Origin of the sequence: Comamonas terrigena NBRC 13299 (genome assembly GCF_006740045.1) — a bacterium.
Classification (GTDB): Bacteria; Pseudomonadota; Gammaproteobacteria; order Burkholderiales; family Burkholderiaceae_C; genus Comamonas; species Comamonas terrigena.
Genome location: NZ_AP019749.1, coordinates 4,312,045 through 4,331,645, shown reverse-complemented (window position 1 = coordinate 4,331,645; position 19,601 = coordinate 4,312,045). Strand labels below are relative to the sequence as shown.

General features: G+C 65.2%; 19 protein-coding genes. 16 read left to right on the top strand and 3 right to left on the bottom strand.

Features of this window, described 5'->3' with window-relative positions; translation table 11 throughout:
* Positions 1-71: 71 nt before the first annotated feature.
* From recG to ygiD, 5 genes are all read left to right on the top strand, one after another.
* Positions 72-2,189, top strand: coding sequence for an ATP-dependent DNA helicase RecG (recG, locus tag CT3_RS19600; protein ID WP_066541575.1), 2,118 nt, complete (start codon positions 72-74; stop codon positions 2,187-2,189).
* A gap of 147 nt (positions 2,190-2,336) precedes the next feature.
* Positions 2,337-3,302 carry a LysR substrate-binding domain-containing protein gene (locus CT3_RS19595; RefSeq protein WP_066541348.1) on the top strand — a complete coding sequence of 322 codons (966 nt, stop codon included), beginning with the start codon at positions 2,337-2,339 and terminating at the stop codon, positions 3,300-3,302.
* Between the two features lie 93 nt (positions 3,303-3,395).
* Positions 3,396-3,935, top strand: a complete 540-nt coding sequence (locus tag CT3_RS19590; RefSeq protein WP_066541346.1) for a Dps family protein — start codon at positions 3,396-3,398, stop codon at positions 3,933-3,935.
* A 79-nt stretch (positions 3,936-4,014) separates the two neighbouring features.
* Positions 4,015-4,905: a 4-hydroxybenzoate octaprenyltransferase gene (gene ubiA / locus CT3_RS19585; protein ID WP_066541344.1), complete on the top strand. Its 891-nt coding sequence runs from the start codon at positions 4,015-4,017 to the stop codon at positions 4,903-4,905.
* Positions 4,906-5,077: 172 nt separating this feature from the next.
* On the top strand, positions 5,078-5,950 hold the full coding sequence (gene ygiD, locus CT3_RS19580) for a 4,5-DOPA-extradiol-dioxygenase (protein WP_066541342.1): 873 nt from the start codon (positions 5,078-5,080) through the stop codon (positions 5,948-5,950).
* Between the two features lie 62 nt (positions 5,951-6,012).
* Here the strand turns inward: ygiD and proC are convergent, their stop codons facing one another.
* From proC to CT3_RS19565, 3 genes are all read right to left on the bottom strand, one after another.
* Positions 6,013-6,843 carry a pyrroline-5-carboxylate reductase gene (gene proC, locus CT3_RS19575; protein ID WP_066541341.1) on the bottom strand — a complete coding sequence of 277 codons (831 nt, stop codon included), beginning with the start codon at positions 6,841-6,843 and terminating at the stop codon, positions 6,013-6,015.
* A 180-nt stretch (positions 6,844-7,023) separates the two neighbouring features.
* Entirely contained in the window at positions 7,024-8,529 is a 1,506-nt protein-coding gene (gene glpK, locus CT3_RS19570; RefSeq protein WP_066541340.1) for a glycerol kinase GlpK, read from the bottom strand.
* Between the two features lie 101 nt (positions 8,530-8,630).
* Positions 8,631-9,401 carry a DeoR/GlpR family DNA-binding transcription regulator gene (locus tag CT3_RS19565; protein ID WP_066541339.1) on the bottom strand — a complete coding sequence of 257 codons (771 nt, stop codon included), beginning with the start codon at positions 9,399-9,401 and terminating at the stop codon, positions 8,631-8,633.
* A gap of 234 nt (positions 9,402-9,635) precedes the next feature.
* Between CT3_RS19565 and CT3_RS19560 the strand changes: the two genes are divergently transcribed.
* The 11 genes from CT3_RS19560 (at position 9,636) to rpsN (ending at position 19,585) form a co-directional block, all read left to right on the top strand.
* Entirely contained in the window at positions 9,636-10,736 is a 1,101-nt protein-coding gene (locus CT3_RS19560) for an ABC transporter ATP-binding protein (RefSeq protein ID WP_066541338.1), read from the top strand.
* Positions 10,737-10,739: 3 nt separating this feature from the next.
* Positions 10,740-11,825: an ABC transporter ATP-binding protein gene (locus CT3_RS19555; protein ID WP_066541336.1), complete on the top strand. Its 1,086-nt coding sequence runs from the start codon at positions 10,740-10,742 to the stop codon at positions 11,823-11,825.
* Positions 11,822-12,715 (top strand): carbohydrate ABC transporter permease, encoded by an 894-nt coding sequence (locus CT3_RS19550; protein ID WP_066541334.1) that lies wholly within the window; start codon positions 11,822-11,824, stop codon positions 12,713-12,715. The genes CT3_RS19555 and CT3_RS19550 overlap by 4 nt, the downstream gene beginning before the upstream one ends.
* Positions 12,708-13,520: a carbohydrate ABC transporter permease gene (locus CT3_RS19545; RefSeq protein WP_066541333.1), complete on the top strand. Its 813-nt coding sequence runs from the start codon at positions 12,708-12,710 to the stop codon at positions 13,518-13,520. Before CT3_RS19550 ends, CT3_RS19545 begins: the two co-directional genes overlap by 8 nt.
* A 17-nt stretch (positions 13,521-13,537) precedes the next feature.
* Complete coding sequence (locus CT3_RS19540) at positions 13,538-13,846, top strand: DUF2160 domain-containing protein (protein WP_066541332.1); 309 nt, start codon at positions 13,538-13,540, stop codon at positions 13,844-13,846.
* Positions 13,847-13,976: 130 nt separating this feature from the next.
* Positions 13,977-15,710 (top strand): ABC transporter substrate-binding protein, encoded by a 1,734-nt coding sequence (locus tag CT3_RS19535; RefSeq protein WP_066541331.1) that lies wholly within the window; start codon positions 13,977-13,979, stop codon positions 15,708-15,710.
* 268 nt (positions 15,711-15,978) lie between these two features.
* Positions 15,979-17,571, top strand: coding sequence for a glycerol-3-phosphate dehydrogenase/oxidase (locus CT3_RS19530; protein WP_066541325.1), 1,593 nt, complete (start codon positions 15,979-15,981; stop codon positions 17,569-17,571).
* Between the two features lie 448 nt (positions 17,572-18,019).
* Positions 18,020-18,388, top strand: a complete 369-nt coding sequence (gene rplN, locus CT3_RS19525) for a 50S ribosomal protein L14 (protein ID WP_016449173.1) — start codon at positions 18,020-18,022, stop codon at positions 18,386-18,388.
* 12 nt (positions 18,389-18,400) lie between these two features.
* Positions 18,401-18,721, top strand: a complete 321-nt coding sequence (gene rplX / locus CT3_RS19520; protein WP_066541323.1) for a 50S ribosomal protein L24 — start codon at positions 18,401-18,403, stop codon at positions 18,719-18,721.
* Between the two features lie 10 nt (positions 18,722-18,731).
* Positions 18,732-19,271, top strand: a complete 540-nt coding sequence (gene rplE, locus CT3_RS19515; protein ID WP_066541321.1) for a 50S ribosomal protein L5 — start codon at positions 18,732-18,734, stop codon at positions 19,269-19,271.
* Between the two features lie 8 nt (positions 19,272-19,279).
* Positions 19,280-19,585 carry a 30S ribosomal protein S14 gene (gene rpsN / locus CT3_RS19510; RefSeq protein ID WP_066541319.1) on the top strand — a complete coding sequence of 102 codons (306 nt, stop codon included), beginning with the start codon at positions 19,280-19,282 and terminating at the stop codon, positions 19,583-19,585.
* Positions 19,586-19,601 lie beyond the last annotated feature (16 nt).

The window sequence follows — 19,601 nt, the reverse complement described above, 5'->3', positions numbered from 1 at the left end:
TCAGGAGTGGACCATGGTAGCCTGTCCCCCGCTGCTTGTCGCCATCGCCTGCCTGCTGTTTGATTCTGCTCATGCCTGCTTCTGTTCCCGCCAAAAAACCTGCCGCCAGTGCCGCCCAACAGGCCATGCACAAGCTGGGCCTGGTGCGTGACATCGATCTGGCCCTGCACCTGCCGCTGCGCTACGAGGACGAAACCCGCATCATCCCGCTGAAGAATGCGCGCGATGGCGAGACGGTGCAGATCGAAGCCACGGTCACCCAGAGCGAAGTCCAGCTGCGCCCCCGCCGCATGCTCAAGGTCACGGTGGACGACGGCACCGGCACCTGCGTGCTCACCTTCTTCAGCTTCTACCCCTCGCACCAGAAAACCCTGTCGCCGGGGGCGGTGCTGCGCATCCGGGGCGAAGTCAAAGGGGGGTTCTGGGGGCGGCAGATGCTGCACCCTGCCTTCAAGCTGGCCGGTGGCGAGCTGCCCCAGGCGCTGACCCCCATCTACCCGACCACCGCCGGCCTGCCGCAGCCCTATTTGCGCCGTGCGATTGCCAGTGCGTTGCAGCGTGTGCAGCTGCCCGAGACGCTGCCGCCGGGCACGCCGCCGCCGGTGCTGCCGTACTGGAGCGAAGCGGGGCTGCATGGCCTGCTGGGCTTGCGGGAGGCGCTTTATTTCCTGCACAACCCCACACCCGATGTGGCGCTGGCCACGCTGGAAGACCATTCCCACCCGGCCTGGCAGCGCCTGAAGGCCGAAGAGCTGCTGGCCCAGCAGCTGTCGCAGTACCAGGCCAAGCGCGAGCGTGCGCGGCTCAGGGCCCCGGCCTTGCGCGTGCCGCCGCCTGCCGCCGGGGAGCAGTCCTTGGTGGAGCAGTTTCTGGCGGTCCTGCCTTTTGGCCTGACCGGGGCCCAGCAGCGCGTCTGCCGCGAAATCGCCGATGACATGGCGCGCACCATGCCCATGCACCGCCTGCTGCAGGGCGATGTGGGCTCGGGCAAGACCGTGGTGGCCGCCCTGTCGGCCATGGTCTGCATTGCCGCCGGCTGGCAGTGCGCGCTGATGGCGCCCACTGAAATCCTGGCCGAACAGCACTTCGGCAAGCTGGTGGGCTGGCTGGAGCCCATCCTGGAGCCGCTGGGCAAAAAAGTGGCCTGGCTGTCCGGGGCGCAGAAAAAAAAGGAACGTGCCGCCATGCTGGCGCTGGTGGCCAGCGGCGAAGCCGCGCTGGTGGTCGGCACGCATGCGGTGATCCAGGAGCAGGTGCAGTTCCACAACCTGGCGCTGGCCGTGATCGACGAGCAACACCGCTTTGGTGTGGCCCAGCGCCTGGCATTGCGGCAGAAGCTGGCCCATGCCGGCCTGGAGCCGCACCTGCTGATGATGAGTGCCACGCCCATTCCCCGCACCCTGGCGATGAGCTATTACGCGGATCTGGATGTGTCCGTCATCGACGAGCTGCCACCGGGGCGCACGCCCATCGTGACCAAGGTCATCTCGGACAGTCGCAAGGACGAGGTCATCGCCCGCATCGGTGCCCAGGTGGCCGCCGGGCGGCAGGTCTACTGGGTGTGCCCGCTGATCGAGGAAAGCGAGGCGCTGGACCTGTCCAATGCCACGGCCACGCACACCGATCTGAGCGAAGCCCTGCCCGGCGTGATGGTGGGGCTGCTGCACTCGCGCATGCCCACGGCCGAGAAGAAGGCCGTGATGGAGCTGTTCACGGCCGGCATCATGGGCGTGCTGGTGTCCACCACGGTGATCGAAGTGGGGGTGGACGTGCCCAATGCCAGCCTGATGGTGATCGAGCATGCCGAGCGGTTTGGCCTGAGCCAGCTGCACCAGCTGCGCGGCCGCGTGGGGCGGGGCGCGGCGGCTTCGGCCTGCGTGCTGCTGTATGCGGTCAACGACAACGGGCGCTTGTCCGATACCGGCAAGGAGCGGCTGCGCGCCATGGCCGAGACCAACGATGGCTTCGAGATTGCGCGGCGCGACCTGGAAATCCGCGGCCCGGGCGAATTCCTGGGCGCACGCCAGTCGGGCGCGGCCATGCTGCGCTTTGCCGATCTGGAGCAGGACATTGCGCTGCTGGAATGGGCGCGTGAGCTGGCACCATCCATGCTGGAGCAGCATCCGCTGCTGGCGGAGATGCATATTTCACGCTGGCTGGGCGGCAAGGCCGAATACCTCAAGGCGTGAACTTCCGGATCAGCGCACGATATGCGGTCGATATCTGGTGTTCAGCTGACATTTTTCTGAAAAAATCGCTGCACCCTGACTGCGAAACAAGCGAGGGCATGCAAAATGTTGAGTCCTCTCCCTGCATAGAAAAGATCCACACACGCCATGACGCTCACAGAACTGAAGTACATCGTTGCGGTTGCCCGAGAAAAGCACTTTGGCCGCGCGGCCGATGCCTGCTATGTGTCGCAGCCCACGCTGTCTGTGGCGATCAAGAAGCTCGAGGATGAACTGGACGTCAAGCTGTTCGAGCGCAGCGCGGGGGAAGTGACGGTGACGCCGCTGGGTGAGGAAATCGTGCGCCAGGCGCAGAGCGTGCTGGAACAGGCGGCCGCGATCAAGGAGATCGCCAAGCGTGGCAAGGACCCGCTGTCCGGCGTGCTGACGCTGGGGGTGATCTACACCATCGGCCCCTATCTGCTGCCCGATCTGGTGCGCAACTCCATCGAGCGCACACCGCAGATGCCGCTGATGCTGCAGGAGAACTTCACCGTCAAGCTGCTGGAAATGCTGCGCACCGGCGAGATCGACTGTGCCATCGTGGCCGAGCCCTTCCCCGACACCGGCCTGGCCATCGCGCCGCTGTACGACGAGCCCTTCATGGCCGCCGTGCCCAGCAGCCACCCCCGCTGGCGCAGAAGTCCACCGTTGTCCACCATGGACCTGAAGAACGAGACCATGCTGCTGCTGGGCGCAGGCCACTGCTTCCGCGACCATGTGCTCGAGGTCTGTCCCGAGTTCGCCCGCTACGCCAGCAATGCCGAAGGCATCCGCCGCACCTTCGAAGGCTCGTCGCTGGAAACCATCAAGCACATGGTGGCCGCCGGCATGGGCGTGACCCTGGTGCCGCGCCTGTCCGTGCCCAAGGATGCGCTGGACACGCCGCGCCGCCGCAAATCGGACGAGCCGCACATCCGCTACCTGCCCATCGTCGAAGAAGACGGTGTGCCGCCTCCCAGCCGCCGCGTGGTGCTGGTCTGGCGCCGCAGCTTCACCCGCTACGAAGCCATTGCCGCGCTGCGCAACGCCGTCTACGCCTGCGCGCTGCCGGGCGTCACGCGCCTATCTTGAGCTTGGTCACAGCCGCGCGCATGACAGCGCGCGCGTTGTGCGCTACAGTTTTCAGAACGCCCCACGGGGCTTGCATGAAAGGAGTCCAGATCCATGGCCAAAGATTCGAGCAAGACAAGCGTTAAGAAAGACAGCAAGACCGAGGCTGTACCGGCAGTGCCTGCTATCAATATCGGTATCAGCGACAAGGACCGTGAAGCGATTGCCAAAGGCCTGTCGCGCCTGCTGGCCGACACCTACACGCTGTACCTGACCACGCACAATTTCCACTGGAATGTGACGGGTCCGATGTTCAACACCCTGCACACCATGTTCATGGGCCAGTACACCGAGCTGTGGAATGCGGTGGACCCGATTGCCGAGCGCATCCGCTCGCTGGGCCACTTTGCCCCCGGCTCCTATGCCCAGTTCGGCAAGCTGACCAGCCTGCCCGATGTGCCCGCCACCCCGCCCAAGGCCGTGGAGATGATCCGCATCCTGGTACAGGGCAACGAAGCCGTGGCCCGCACCGCGCGCGAACTGTTCCCCCTGGCGGACAAGGCCAGCGACGAGCCCACGGCCGACCTGCTGACCCAGCGCCTGACGGTGCATGAGCAGACTGCCTGGATGCTGCGCTCGCTGCTGGAAGACTGACCACTTCCCGCACCAGACTGCTCAGTCGCAACGCCCGCTGCCAGCGGGCGTTGTGCATTTGGCGCGACAATTCCCGGCTATGACCTCCCCTGTTGCTTCCCCTGCTGCACCGGCGCGCAGCAAACTGTCGCTGTATCTGGACCTGATCCGCTGGAACCGCCCCGCGGGCTGGCTGGTGCTGGTCTGGCCCACGCTGGCAGCGCTGTGGGTGGCTGCAGACGGGTTTCCGGGCTGGCATCTGCTGCTCGTCTTTGTGCTGGGCACGGTGCTGATGCGCAGCGCCGGCTGCACCATCAACGACATTGCCGACCGCGACTTCGACAAGCATGTGAAGCGCACCACGCAGCGGCCCATCACCAGCGGCCAGGTCTCGGTGCCAGAGGCGGTCATGGTCGGCGTGGTGCTCACCCTGGTGGCATTCGGTCTGGTGCTGTCGACGCGCTGGGAGGCGGTGGCCTGGTCGGTGCCGGCCGTGCTGTTCACCATCCTCTACCCGTTCACCAAGCGCTTCTTTGCCATGCCCCAGGCCTTTCTGGGCATCGCCTTCAACTTCGGCATCGTGATTGCCTTTGCCGCAGTGACAGGCAGCGTACCGCTGGCCGCCTGGGTGCTGTGGCTGGCCAATATGTTCCTGGTGCTGGCCTACGACACCGAGTACGCCATGGTGGACCGCGACGACGATCTGAAGATCGGCATGAAGACGTCGGCCATCACGCTGGGCCGTTTCGATGTGGCCGGCATCATGGCCTTCTTCGTGCTGTGCTGGGGCCTGACGGCCTGGGTGCTGGCGCCGTACCAGCTGGGCTGGCCGTTCTGGCTGGGCATGGGCGCGGCGGCGGCGCAGCTCGTGTGGCACTACACGCTGATCCGGCACCGCACGCGCGAAGGCTGTTTTGTGGCCTTCAGCAAAAGCCATTGGATCGGTGCCTGCATGTTTGCCGGTGTGGCGCTGGGGTTCGCGCTGCGCTGAGCGGAACTTGCCGGGGCCGCTCTGGCTCCCTCCTTCCAGCCAGGGTGCCCGTGGGCACCCTTTTTTCATGCCCGCGGTGCTGCGGGCACCGTGCGAAAGTGGGAAGATGCAACGCAGACAGTGGCTGGGAGCTGCCGCGGGTGCGGCGGCGCTGGCTGCAGCAGGAGTGCGCATGACCAGTGCCAATGATGTCGCGCAGGCCGCCGTGCAGGCGGGCATTGCCGAGCTCAAGCCGTCGCCCCGCATGCCGGTGCTGTTCCTGGGGCATGGCAGCCCGATGAACGCCATCGAAGACAACGCCTACCGCCGCAGCTGGCAGCAGTTGGGGCAGGAGCTGCTGGCGCAGGTGGAGCGGCCACAGCTGGTGCTGTGCATCTCGGCGCACTGGCTCACGCAGGGCGGATCGTTTCTGACCGGCATGGCCCAGCCCAGGACCATCCATGACTTCGGCGGATTTCCGCCGGAGCTGTTTGCCCAGCAGTACCCGGCACCGGGAGCCCCCCAGGTGGCCACCCAGCTGGCGGCCCAGCTGCACATGCCGCACACCCGGCAGCCCCTGGGCGTGGACCCGCAGGCATGGGGGCTGGACCACGGGGCCTGGAGCGTGCTCCAACCCATGTTTCCCGATGCCTCCATTCCGGTGGTGCAGCTGAGCATGGACTACAGCCGCCCGCCGGCCGAGCATTACGCGCTGGGCCAGCAGCTGCGGGCCTTGCGCGAGCGGGGCGTGCTCATTGTTGGCAGCGGCAACGTGGTCCACAACCTGCGCGCGCTGCAGCGCACCTCGTCACCCCAGCAGGCCTATGATTGGGCGGTGGACTTTGACCAGATGGTGGCCCGCCATGTGGACCAGGGGGATCTGGCGGGTCTGGTGGACTTCCAGCAATTGGGGCCGGTGGCGCAGATGGCCCACCCCAGCCATGACCATTACCTGCCGCTGCTGTATGCGGCCGGTGCGGTGGAGGGCGGAGAGGCGGTGCGCAGCTTCAACACCGACTACCAGATGGCAGCCATCTCCATGCGCTCCATGGTCTGGGGCGCATAGCGCCGTTCACGCCAGCGGCGCTGCACGGTGACCGCGGCCACCGCACAACGCACACCACCGGCTCAACGGCCGAATTCGGCCGCCAGTTCCTGGGCGCGGGCTTCGGCCTTGCGCATGGCCTGCACAAAGTGCGCAGCCACCTGCGTGTCCTGCATGTGGGTGATGGCCGCGAAGGTGGTGCCGCCCTTGCTGGTCACACGCTCGCGCAGCACGGCAGCGGGTTCGTCGGAGCGGGCGGCCAGCTCGGAGGCGCCCTGGAAGGTGGCCACGGCCATCTGGTAGGCCTGGGCTTCGCTCAGACCCATGTCCTGGCCGGCACGGGTCATGGCTTCCAGGAAGAAGAACACATAGGCCGGGCCGGAGCCGGACAGTGCGGTCACGGCGTCCAGGTGGCTTTCCTGCTCCACCCACATGAACTGGCCGGTGGTGCCGATCACAGCTTCCACCTGCGCGCAGCCGGCGCCGTCCACATCGGCGCGGGCGAACAGGCCGGTCATGCCCTTGCCCACCAGGGCGGGCGTGTTGGGCATGGCGCGCACGATGCGGCCGGTGCCCAGCCATTGGGCGATGCTGTCGGTGGTGATGCCGGCGGCCACGCTCAGGTGCAGGGCGTGGCGGGTGTAGGGGCTGGCGGCGGCGGCCGCGTCCTTGAAGGTCTGGGGCTTGACGGCCCAGACCACCAGTTCGGCGGCTTGCAGCGCGGCAGTCGCGGCCGGCAGCGCGTCGATACCGAATTTGGCCTTCAGCGCATCGCGGGCCGCCTCGAACGGCTCGACCACGGTGATGCTGGCAGCGGGCAGGCCCTGGGCAAGCAGGCCGCCGATGAAGGCACTGGCCATGTTGCCGCCGCCGATGAAGGCGATGGAAGAGGGATGGGTTGCGGGGGATGTCATGAAAGGCTCCGGAAAGCGAGGGGCAGCGCCCCGACCAAGGGCTTGCCCTAATCCGCTATTGTCGCGCGGTGCGTGTGGCAAAAACAGGCGCTATTCACGCAATGGCTTTAATGGCTTGGTCGTGCCATCCCTTGCGGACGCCTGTTACAGGCGGCAGGCAGCGCCTGGTGGAGGCGTGAATCAGGCCGGGTGGGGCAGTGCCGTCTGTGCCACCGCGTGCTCCCAGCGTGCCATCAGCTCCTGGGCGCGGTCATGCTCCAGGGTGGGCACAAAGCGGCGCTCCGCCTTCCACAGGGCCGACAGCTCTTCGGTGCTCTGGTACACGCCGGTGGACAGACCGGCCAGGTAGGCCGCTCCCAGCGCGGTGGTTTCCACGCAGGCGGGGCGCACCACGGGAATGCCCAGCAGGTCGGCCTGGAACTGCATCAGCAGGTTGTTCACACAGGCCCCGCCGTCCACGCGCAGCTCGCTCACTGCCGCACCGCCATTGGCCACCGCGTCGCGGCTCATGGCCTGCAGCAGGGCCGCGCTCTGGTAGGCAATGGATTCCAGCGCCGCGCGGGCGATGTGGGCGATGGTGCTGCCGCGCGTCAGGCCGGTGATGGTGCCGCGGGCGTCGGGCTTCCAGTACGGGGCACCCAGGCCGGTGAAGGCGGGCACCATCATCACGCCGCCGCTGTCGGGCACGCTTTCGGCCAGCTGCTGCACCTGGCCGCTGTGTTCGATGGCGCGCAGGCCGTCGCGCAGCCACTGCACCACCGCGCCGCCCACGAACACGCTGCCTTCCAGCGCAAACTGGGGCTGGGTGCTGGCCTGTGCGGCAGAGGTGGTCAGCAGGCCGTTGGCCGAGGTCTGGAACTGGCTGCCGGTGTGCATCAGCATGAAGCAGCCGGTGCCATAGGTGTTCTTGGCCATGCCGGCCGTGAAGCAGGCCTGGCCGAAGAGGGCGCTTTGCTGGTCGCCGGCCACGCCGCCGATGGCAATCTCGCCGCCCAGGATGTCGGAGGCCGTGTGGCCGAAGTCGGCTGCGGAGGGCAGCACTTCGGGCAGCAGGCTGCGGGGAATGCGCAGCGCGGCCAGCAGATCGGTGTCCCACTGGTTGGTGTGGACGTTGAACAGCATGGTGCGGCTGGCGTTGCTGACATCGGTCACATGGCGCCGGCCGCCGGTGAGCTGCCAGATCAGCCAGCTGTCCACGGTGCCGAAGGCCAGGTCGCCGGCGTCGGCCGCGGCGCGGGCGCCGGGCACGTGGTCCAGCAGCCATTGCAGCTTGCTGCCGGAGAAGTAGGCGTCGATCAGCAGACCGGTCTTTTGCTGGATGGTGTCGGCCATGCCGGCTTCGCGCAGCGCGGCACAGATGGGCTCGGCACGGCGGTCCTGCCAGACGATGGCATGGTGGATGGGGGCGCCGGTCTTGCGGTTCCACACCACGGTGGTTTCACGCTGGTTGGTGATGCCCACGGCGCGGATGTCACGGGCCGTGAGGCCGGCCTTGGCCAGTGCTTCCCGGGCGGTGGAAAGCTGGGTGCGCCAGATTTCGCGCGGGTCGTGCTCCACCCAGCCCGGACGCGGGTAGATCTGGGGCAGCTCCAGCTGGGCCGAAGCCACGATGCGGCCTTGCGCATCGAACACGATGGAGCGGGAACTGGATGTGCCCTGGTCCAAGGCAAGCAGATAGGTCGTCATGGGGGGAAGGATAGGTCAGAAACTACGGCCGGCGGATAGGTGCCGCCCGCAGGAATGCCGCTGGCGCGCAAGGCGCTGCCAGGGCGGGGGGCAGAACGTGCTCAGGCCTGGTCGGCGACGGTGTATTCCACCTCGGCCTGCTCCAGCAGCGGAATGAAGTGCGGGGGCGGCGGTGCGTCTGTGAACAGGCGGTCCACCTGCTGCAGCGTGGCCATCTGCACCATGGCCTGGCGGTCGAACTTGCTGTGGTCGGCCGCCAGCCACAGTTCGCGCGATTGCTGGATGATGGTCTGCGCCACCTTCACCTCGCGCAGGTCGAAGTCGCGCAGCGAGCCGTCGGCCTCGATGGCGGAGATGCCGATCACCGCAATGTCCACCTTGAACTGGCGGATGAAATCCACCGCCGCCTCGCCCACGATGCCGCGGTCTCGCGTGCGCACCACGCCGCCGGCGACGATGACTTCACAGTCCGCATTGCTGCTGAGGATGGCCGCCACGTTCAGGTTGTTGGTGATGACGCGCAGGCCCTGGTGGCGCAGCAGGGCCTTGGCCACGGCCTCCGTCGTGGTGCCGATGTTCAGGATCAGCGAGCAGCCATTGGGAATGGCCTGGGCAATGGCCTGGGCGATGCGGGCTTTGCCTTCGGCATGCATGGTCTGGCGCTGCGGGTGGGCAATGTTCTCCACCGTGGCGCTGGGCATGCGCACGCCGCCGTGAAAGCGCACCAGCAGGCCCATGTCGGCCATCTTCTGCACATCCCGGCGCACGGTCTGCAGCGTGACCCCCAGGATGTCGGCCAGTTGCTCCACCGTGGCGGATTGGCGTTGTCGGACTTCTTCGAGCAGCTGCAGTTGGCGGGGGTTGGAGTTCACGGCGCAAAAGGGCAAAGGTTGGGAAACGGGCAGATGCAGCACTTTATAGCGCAGACAGCAGGGTGTTGCGGCTTGTTTCGTTATGGTCATCGAAGTCAAACGAACCATGCCTAGGGTATTTTTCTATGGGTTCGGCAGACAAAAGAACTAAAATGCATCCATCCGAAAGCAAGCAAGGGCTTTCAATCACACGGAAGTACACATTTGCTCCGCAGCCGGAGCAGAGAGGTGGCGATGCAGCTGGAGCTGGAGAACGTGGCGCAACGTGTCGGGGGGCAGACGTGGCTCTACCCGCTGAACCTGGCATTGCAAAGCGCTGCCGTGACCGTGCTGCTGGGCGCCACCCAGGCCGGCAAGACCAGCCTGATGCGCATCATGGCCGGGCTGGATGCGCCGACCAGCGGTCGCGTGCGGGTGGATGGCCGGGATGTGACCGGCATGCCGGTGCGCCAGCGCAATGTGGCCATGGTCTACCAGCAGTTCATCAACTACCCGTCGATGACGGTGGCGGACAACATCGCCTCTCCACTGAAGCTGCGCGGAGACCAGGATATTGACCGCAAGGTGCGCGCGCTGGCCCAGCGCCTGCACATCGACATGTTCCTGGACCGGCTGCCGGCCGAATTGTCGGGCGGCCAGCAGCAGCGTGTGGCGCTGGCCCGTGCCCTGGCCAAGGATGCGCCGCTGATGCTGCTGGACGAGCCCCTGGTGAACCTGGACTACAAGCTGCGCGAAGGCCTGCGCGACGAGCTGACCCAGCTGTTTGACGCGGGCCGGTCTACCGTGGTCTATGCCACCACCGAACCGGGAGAAGCCCTGCTGCTGGGGGGCTATACCGCGGTGCTGGATGCCGGCGAGCTGCTGCAGTACGGGCCCACGGCCCAGGTCTTCCATGCCCCGCTGTCGCTGCGGGTGGCGCGGGCCTTCAGCGATCCGCCGATGAATCTGGTGGCCGTGGAGGTGGAGGGCGGCGGGCAACAGATCGCCTTGCCGGACGGTACCCGGCTGGCGCTGCCCCAGCCGCTGCGCCAGCCCGCAGGGTCGGCCATGCTGGGAGTGCGTGCCAGTGCCCTGGCACTGCAGGCGAGGCCCGGCGATGTGGCGCTGCAGGGGCTGGTGCACCTGGCGGAGATTTCGGGCTCCGACACCTTTGTGCACGTGCAGCTGCCCTGGGGGGACTGGGTGGCGCAGCTGACCGGGGTGCACAAGGTCGGACTCAATCAGCCTGTCAGCGTCTATCTGTCGCCGCTGGACTGCTATATCTTCGAGCGTGAATTGCCAGGCGGCCAAGGCGGTGCCCTGCTGCAGCTGCCGGTGTCCGAGGCGGGAGGCTGAACCATGGCACGCATTACCCTGGATCTGGCCCATGCCTACCGGCCCCGTCCGCAGCAGGACAGCGACTACGCCCTGCTGCCGCTGCAGATGGAGTTCGCCGATGGCGGGGCCTACGCGTTGCTGGGCCCGTCGGGCTGCGGCAAGACCACGTTGCTGAACATCATGTCGGGCTTGCTGACGCCGTCGCATGGCAAGGTGCTGTTCGATGGTCGCGACGTCACGCAGGACAGCCCGCAGCAGCGCAACATCGCCCAGGTGTTCCAGTTTCCGGTGATCTACGACACCATGACGGTGGCCGAGAACCTGGCGTTCCCGCTGCGCAACCGCAAGGTGCCCGAGGTCGAGATCCGCCAGCGCGTGGGCGTCATCGCGGAGATGCTGGAGATGAGCGGCCAGCTGAACCAGCGTGCCGCCAATCTGTCGGCCGATGCCAAGCAGAAGATTTCGCTGGGACGGGGTCTGGTGCGCGCCGATGTGGCCGCCGTGCTGTTTGACGAGCCGCTGACGGTGATCGATCCGCACCTCAAATGGCAGCTGCGCCGCAAGCTCAAGCAGATCCACCAGGAGCTCAGGCTCACGCTGATCTATGTGACCCACGACCAGGTCGAGGCGTTGACCTTTGCCGAGCAGGTGGTGGTGATGTCGCGCGGCCGGGTGATGCAGGTGGGGGCTCCCGACGCGCTGTTCGAACACCCGCGCCATGCCTTTGTGGGGCACTTCATCGGTTCGCCGGGCATGAATTTTCTGCCCGTGCAGTGCCGGGATGGTGCACTGTGGGTGGGAGCGCGCCGCATGCCGGTGGCGCCTGCGCTGCAGGCGCAGCTGGCCGACGGTGCGCCGCTGCAGCTGGGCGTGCGGCCGGAATACCTGCGCCTGGCCCTGCCGGACGCGGCCGGTGCGGTACCGGCACAGGTCCAGCGGGTGCAGGACGTGGGCACCCATTTGATGCTGACCGCCGGCATCGACGGCCACACGCTGAAAGCCCGTTTTGCCATCGGCACGCCGCTGCCGGCCGTGGGGCAGGGAGTCTGGCTGCAGCTGGTGGGGCCGCACACATGCTACTACCGCAATGAGGAGCTGCTGGCATGAGCGCATCCAACAAACCGGTCAACCAGCGGGCCTGGTTGCTGATCCTGCCGGTGATCCTCTGCGTGGCGTTTTCGGCCGTGCTGCCGCTGATGACGGTGGTGAACTATTCGGTGCAGGACATCATCGATCCCGAGCGCCGCGTGTTCGTGGGTACGGAGTGGTTTGCCGCTGTGCTGCGTGACGAAGAGCTGCACGCTGCGCTGTGGCGGCAGATCACCTTCTCGCTGGCCGTGCTGCTGGTGGAGATTCCGCTGGGCATTGCGCTGGCGCTGTCCATGCCGGCCCAGGGCTGGAAGGCTTCGGCGGTGCTGGTGGTGGTGGCGCTGTCGCTGCTGATTCCGTGGAACGTGGTGGGCACCATCTGGCAGATCTATGGCCGTGCCGACATCGGACTGCTGGGCGCCACACTCAACGGCCTGGGCATCGATTACAGCTACACCGGCAATGCGCTGGACGCCTGGCTGACCGTGCTGGTGATGGATGTGTGGCACTGGACGCCGCTGGTGGCGCTGCTGTGCTATGCCGGCCTGCGCTCCATTCCCGATGCCTACTACCAGGCGGCGCGCATCGACGGGGCCAGCAAATGGGCGGTGTTCCGCTTCATCCAGCTGCCCAAGATGCGCGGGGTACTGATGATTGCCGTGCTGCTGCGCTTCATGGACAGCTTCATGATCTACACCGAGCCCTTTGTGCTGACCGGCGGCGGGCCGGGCAATGCCACCACGTTCCTGAGCCAGTACCTGACGCAGAAGGCCGTGGGCCAGTTCGACCTGGGGCCGGCGGCTGCGTTCTCGCTGATTTACTTTCTGATCATCCTGCTGCTGTGCTTCGTCCTCTACAACTGGATGCAGCGCGTGGGCACCGGCAATGCGGAGGTGGGCCATGAATGAACGCCGTTTCCACAAGCGCAGCATCTTTCTGGTCCTGTACCTGGTGTTTGCCGTGCTGCCCATCTACTGGATGGTCAACATGAGCTTCAAGACCAATGAAGAGATCGTGGCCAGCTTCACGCTGTGGCCGCAGCACTTCACCTGGGGCAATTACCGCACCATCTTCACCGACCCGTCCTGGTATTCGGGCTACATCAACAGCATGATCTACGTGGCCATCAACACGGTGATCGCGCTGACGGTGGCACTGCCGGCGGCCTACGCCTTCTCGCGCTACCGCTTCCTGGGCGACAAGCATGTATTCTTCTGGCTGCTGACCAACCGCATGACGCCGCCGGCCGTGTTCCTGCTGCCGTTCTTCCAGCTCTACACCACCATGGGGCTGATGGACACGCACATCGCGGTGGCGCTGGCGCACCTGCTGTTCAACGTGCCGCTGGCGGTGTGGATTCTGGAAGGTTTCATGAGCGGCATTCCGCGCGAGATCGACGAGACGGCCTATATCGACGGCTACAGCTTCCCGCGCTTTTTCCTCACCATCTTTCTGCCGCTGATCAAGGCCGGGGTGGGGGTGGCGGCGTTCTTCTGCTTCATGTTCAGCTGGGTGGAGCTGCTGCTGGCGCGCACGCTGACCAGCGTGAATGCCAAGCCCATCGTGGCCACGATGACGCGCACCGTGAGCGCCTCGGGCATGGACTGGGCCACGCTGGCGGCGGCGGGAGTGCTCACCATCCTGCCGGGGGCGGTGGTGATCTGGTTCGTGCGCCACTACATCGCCAAAGGCTTTGCCATGGGCCGCGTGTAACGCGGTGGGAGACCCCTATGTTCAGTTGGATGGTCTGGACCACCCCGGTGGCCGTATTTTTTAGCTGCATCGCGCTGATGCTGGTGGGCATGACGGTGTGGGAAATCCGCAGCCCCACGGTGCAGCGCAAAGGCTGGCTGCCGATCGAAACCACGCGCGGGGACCGCCTCTTCATCGGCCTGCTGCTGGCGGCCTACATCAACCTGGCATGGGTGGGGCTGGGCGAGAAGATGGTGCAGTGGTTCGGGCTGGAGCAGGAGCCTTCGGTGTGGATCAGCTTTGTGCTGTCCATGCTGGTGCTGGCGCTGGTGATGCGCAAAGGCTGACGGGATGGTGGCAGAGGCGCTGCGGGTGCGGCGCCGCTGCCCAGCGAACAGGTCTGGCCCGATCCTCCCCCGTGGCCGGGATCCATGTGACGGCGGGGAGCGCTTGCAAACACACCAACAGGAGACAGCTATGAACGTGCAATTTCGGGCCATTGCCTTTGCCGCTGCGGCACTGGTAGCAGGCCATTCCGCCTGGGCCGGTGAAGCCGAGGCCAAGAAATGGGTGGACAACGAATTCCAGCCCAGCACCTTGAGCAAGGACCAGCAGATGGCCGAGATGAAGTGGTTCATCGAGGCGGCCAAGAAGCTGCAGGCCAAGGGGGTGAAAGAGATCGCCGTGGTGTCCGAAACCATCACCACGCACGAATACGAAAGCAAGACGCTGGCCAAGGCCTTCACCGAAATCACCGGCATCAAGGTGACGCACGACCTGATCCAGGAAGGCGATGTGGTGGAGAAGCTGCAGACCTCCATGCAGTCGGGCAAGAGCATCTACGACGGCTGGATCTCGGATTCCGACCTGATCGGTACGCACTACCGCTACGGCAAGATCATGAACCTGACCGACTACATGGGCGGGGCCGGCAAGGAGTGGACCAATCCCGGCCTGGACCTGAAGGACTTCATCGGCATCAGCTTCACCACCGCCCCGGACGGCAAGGTCTACCAGCTGCCCGACCAGCAGTTCGCCAATCTGTACTGGTTCCGCGCCGATCTGTTCGAGCGCAAGGACCTGAAGGACAAGTTCAAGGCCAAGTACGGCTACGACTTGGGCGTGCCGCTGAACTGGAGTGCCTATGAAGACATTGCCGAATTCTTCACCAACGATGTGAAGACCATCGATGGCAAGCCCATCTATGGCCACATGGACTACGGCAAGAAGGACCCGTCGCTGGGCTGGCGCTTCACCGATGCCTGGCTGTCCATGGCCGGCTCGGCCGACAAGGGCATTCCCAACGGCATGCCGGTGGACGAGTGGGGCATCCGCGTGGCGGATGACAAGTGCACGCCGGTGGGTGCCTCGGTCTCGCGTGGCGGGGCCACCAATTCGCCGGCCGCGGTCTATGCGCTGACCAAGTACGTGGACTGGATGAAGAAGTACGCGCCCAAGGAGGCCATGGGCATGACCTTTGGCGAATCCGGCCCCGTGCCGGCCCAGGGCCATATTGCGCAGCAGATCTTCTGGTACACCGGCTTCACCGCCGACATGACCAAGCCGGGCCTGCCGGTGGTGAACGCCGATGGCTCGCCCAAGTGGCGCATGGCGCCCGGCCCCAACGGCCCGTACTGGAAGCAGGGCATGCAGAACGGCTACCAGGACGTGGGCAGCTGGACCTTCTTCAAGAACCATGACGCCAACCGCACGGCCGCTGCCTGGCTGTATGCACAGTTTGTGACGGCCAAGACCACGAGCCTGAAGAAGACCATCGTGGGGCTAACACCGATCCGGGAATCCGACATCCGCTCCAAGGCCATGACCGACATGGCGCCCAAGCTGGGCGGGCTGGTGGAGTTCTACCGCAGCCCGGCCCGCGTGGCCTGGACGCCCACCGGCAACAACGTGCCCGACTACCCCAAGCTGGCCCAGCTGTGGTGGAAGAATGTGGCCCAGGCCGTGACGGGGGAAAAGACGCCCCAGGCGGCCATGGACACGCTGGCGGAGGAAATGGACCAGGTGATGGCCCGCCTGCAGCGCGCCGGCATGGCCCAGTGCGCGCCCAAGCTTAACCCCAAGGGGGACCCGGCCAAGTGGCTCAGCGACCAGCATGCGCCGTGGAAGAAGCTGGCCAATGAAAAGCCCAAGGGCGAAACCATTGCCTACGACAGCCTGCTGAACGCCTGGAAGAACGGCAAGGTGCGTTGAGTGGGTCTGCTGCCTGCGCACCCTGGGCAGGCAGCAGCGCCAAGCAGGGCGTGTGCCAGGGGCAGCCCTGCCCGCAGTACGGCGTGGCGACGCCGTTTCTTTTTCGTATTGTGAATTTTTGCCGTGTAACGAGCAGAAGCGAAACAAAATTTCGCGCAAAAACGCGCACTAAAAACGAAAAAGAGCGAAAATTCTGTCTGCCCCTTTGGGTTTTTCCGTGGCGCAGCTGTTGTGACCCTGCGGGAAGGCCTTCACCAGATTTTTGCCCATGAACACCACCGCCCCCCAGTCTACCGACCGCGCCGCCCTGCTGGAGCGGCTGGCGCAGCCCGAAACCTATGATCTGGCCATCATCGGCGGCGGTGCCACCGGCCTGGGCACGGCGCTGGATGCCGCTGCACGCGGCTTCAAGGTGGTGCTGCTGGAGTCCCATGACTTTGCCAAGGGCACGTCCTCGCGCGCCACCAAGCTGGTGCACGGCGGTGTGCGCTATCTGGCCCAGGGCAATATTGCCCTGGTGCGCGAGGCGCTGCACGAGCGCACCACGCTGCTGCACAACGCCCCCCATCTGGCGCAGCCGCTGGCGTTCGTGATGCCGTCCTACCGCCTGCTGGACACGCCGTTCTATGGTGCCGGCCTGAAGATGTACGACGCTCTGGCCGGCAAGGACGGCCTGGGCCGCACCGAATTCCTCAGCCGTGACAAGACCTTGCGCTTTCTGCCCACGGTGCGCGGCGAAAGCCTCAAGGGCGGCGTGAAGTACTGGGATGGCCAGTTTGACGATGCCCGCCTGGCGCTGGCGCTGGCACGCACGGCTGTCGCCAAGGGGGCGCTGCTGGTGAACTACTGCCCGGCCAAGGAGCTGGTGCACGAAGCCGGCAAGGTGGCCGGGGTGGTCTGCGAAGACGCAGAAACTGGCCGCCGCTTTACCGTGAAGGCGCGTTGCGTGGTCAATGCCACCGGCCCCTGGGTGGATCTGTTCCGCCAGCAGGATGCCGAGCTGCTGGGCAAGCCGGTCAAGCCCATGGTGGCGCCCAGCCAGGGCGTGCACGTGGTGGTGGACCGCGATTTCCTGCCCTCGGACCACGCGCTGCTGGTGCCCAAGACGGCCGACGGCCGGGTACTGTTTGCCGTGCCCTGGCTGGGCAAGGTCATCCTGGGGACCACCGATACGCCCCGCAACGACCTGGCGCGCGAGCCGCAGGCCTTTGCCGAAGAGATCGAATTCATCCTGCGGGAAGCCGGCAACTACCTGAGCCGCCGACCCACGCTGGCCGACATCCGCAGCATCTGGGTGGGCCTGCGCCCACTGGTCAAACCGCAGGACGATGACGGCGAGAACACCAAGAAGATCAGCCGCGAACACACGGTGCTGACCAGCAAGTCCGGTCTGGTGACCGTGACCGGCGGCAAGTGGACCACCTACCGGGCCATGGCCGAGGATGTGCTGTCCGAATGCTTCAGCCAGCGCCTGCTGGATCCGCGTGCTGGCGGCGTGACCGTGCACCTGCCGCTGGTGGGGGCCCCCGCCGCAGGCACCGTGCGCCACGGCATGAATGCCGCCCAGGGGCTGCACAGCTATGGCTCCGAGGGGGAGGCCGTGCAGGCGCTGCCCGGTGCCGGTGTGGAGCTGGTGCCTGGCCTGACCGAGGCCATGGTGCGCTTTGCCGTGCGATTTGAGTATGCGCGCACGGTGGAAGACATGCTGGCGCGCCGCAGCCGCCTGCTGTTCCTGGACGCCCGCCAGGCCGCTGCCGTGGCGCCGCGGGTGGCCGAGATCCTGCAGGAAGAGCTGGGCCAGGACCCCCGCCTGGAAGATTTCCTGGCACTGGCGCAGCAGTACCTGCCTGCCGGCGCCTGAGGGCAGGGCGCCCTTCGGCCGCGGTCCCGGGTGGCTGTTGCTGCGGCGTTCTCCGTCCGGGCCGCACCACGCACCCCACAAGCCGCTTCGGAATGGAGCGGCTTGTGCGTTTCTGGTTTCTGGCAGGCTATTGCGTGTTGCGCCTTCTTTGCGCAGAACGCATTGTTGCAAGGGCCGCGGCAGCTATGGTTTTGGGGGTGTGTCGACGCCGGTGCGGGAGGCATTTGCGCAACAGGGGAATGCTTGGCTAAACGCTTGACGCATAAAGGAATTTCTGCGACAATCCCAGGCTTCACATGTAAAAGTGTGAGCTTTCTGCCCAGCGGGAAGCCTTTCGGAATGGTCCGAGAGGTGGACGACGGGCCCAAGACTGACCGGCTGTTTTGTTCAGCCCTTGAGAAGTTCTCTGGGGCTGTCGAGATTGCTGGAGCAAGTTGGGAATATTGAAATGATCCAAACAGAATCTCGTTTAGAGGTTGCCGACAACACCGGCGCGAAGTCTGTCCAGTGCATCAAGGTGCTGGGCGGTTCTCATCGTCGCTACGCAAGTGTTGGCGACATCATCAAGGTGAGCATCAAAGAAGCCGCTCCGCGTGGCCGCGTCAAAAAAGGCGAGGTCTACAGCGCTGTGGTGGTGCGCACTGCCAAGGGCATCCGTCGTGCTGACGGTTCGCTCGTGAAGTTCGACGGCAATGCCGCCGTGCTGCTGAACGCCAAGCTGGAGCCTATCGGCACCCGCATCTTTGGCCCCGTGACCCGTGAACTGCGCAATGAGAAGTTCATGAAGATCGTGTCCCTGGCCCCTGAAGTTCTCTAAAGGAAAAGCACCATGAACAAGATTCGCAAGGGCGACGAAGTCATCGTGTTGGCTGGCCGTGACAAGGGCAAGCGTGGCGTCGTTTCGCTGCGCAAGGATGACTCCCACCTGGTGATCGATGGCATCAACCTGGTGAAGAAGCATGTCAAGCCGAACCCCATGAAGGGCACCACTGGCGGCATCGTGGAAAAGGCCATGCCTATCCACCAGTCCAACGTGGCTATCTTCAATGCTGCGACCGGCAAGGCCGATCGCGTGGGCATCAAGGTGAACGCCGACGGCACGCGTGCTCGCGTGTTCAAGTCCAGCGGCGCCGAAATCAAGGCTGCCTGAGGAGTAACACATGGCACGACTGCAAAAACTCTATCGCGAAAAGATCGCGGCTGAACTGAAAGAAAAGTTCGGCTACACCTCCGCTATGGAAGTGCCCCGTCTGACCAAAATCACCCTGAACATGGGTGTGAGCGAAGCCGTGGCCGACAAGAAGGTGATGGACAACGCCGTGGCTGACCTGACCAAGATCGCTGGTCAGAAGCCTGTGGTGACCAAGGCCAAGAAGGCTATCGCTGGTTTCAAGATCCGCGAAGGCCAAGCTATCGGCTGCATGGTGACCCTGCGTGGCGTCCAAATGTACGAATTCCTGGACCGTTTCGTCACCGTGGCTCTGCCCCGCGTGCGTGACTTCCGCGGTATTTCGGGCCGTTCGTTCGACGGTCGCGGCAACTACAACGTTGGCGTCAAAGAACAGATCATCTTCCCTGAAATCGAATACGACAAAGTGGATGCTCTGCGTGGTCTGAACATCAGCATCACGACTTCGGCGAAGAACGACGAAGAGTGCAAGGCACTGCTCGCTGCGTTCAAATTCCCCTTCAAGAACTGAGGCAGCGCATGGCTAAGAAAGCTTTGATCGAGCGCGAACTGAAGCGCGAAAAACTGGCCGCTAAGTATGCTGCCAAGTACGCAGAATTGAAGGCCATCGCCGGCGACGCCAAGCGTTCCGACGAAGAGCGTGACGCAGCCCGTCTGGGTCTGCAAAAGCTGCCCCGTAACTCGAACCCCACTCGCCAACGTAACCGTTGCGAAATCACGGGCCGTCCCCGTGGCACATTCCGTCAATTCGGTCTGGGCCGCGCCAAGGTGCGTGAAATGGCCTTTGCTGGTGATATCCCCGGCGTGACCAAGGCCAGCTGGTAAGCAAGCAGGAGAGATA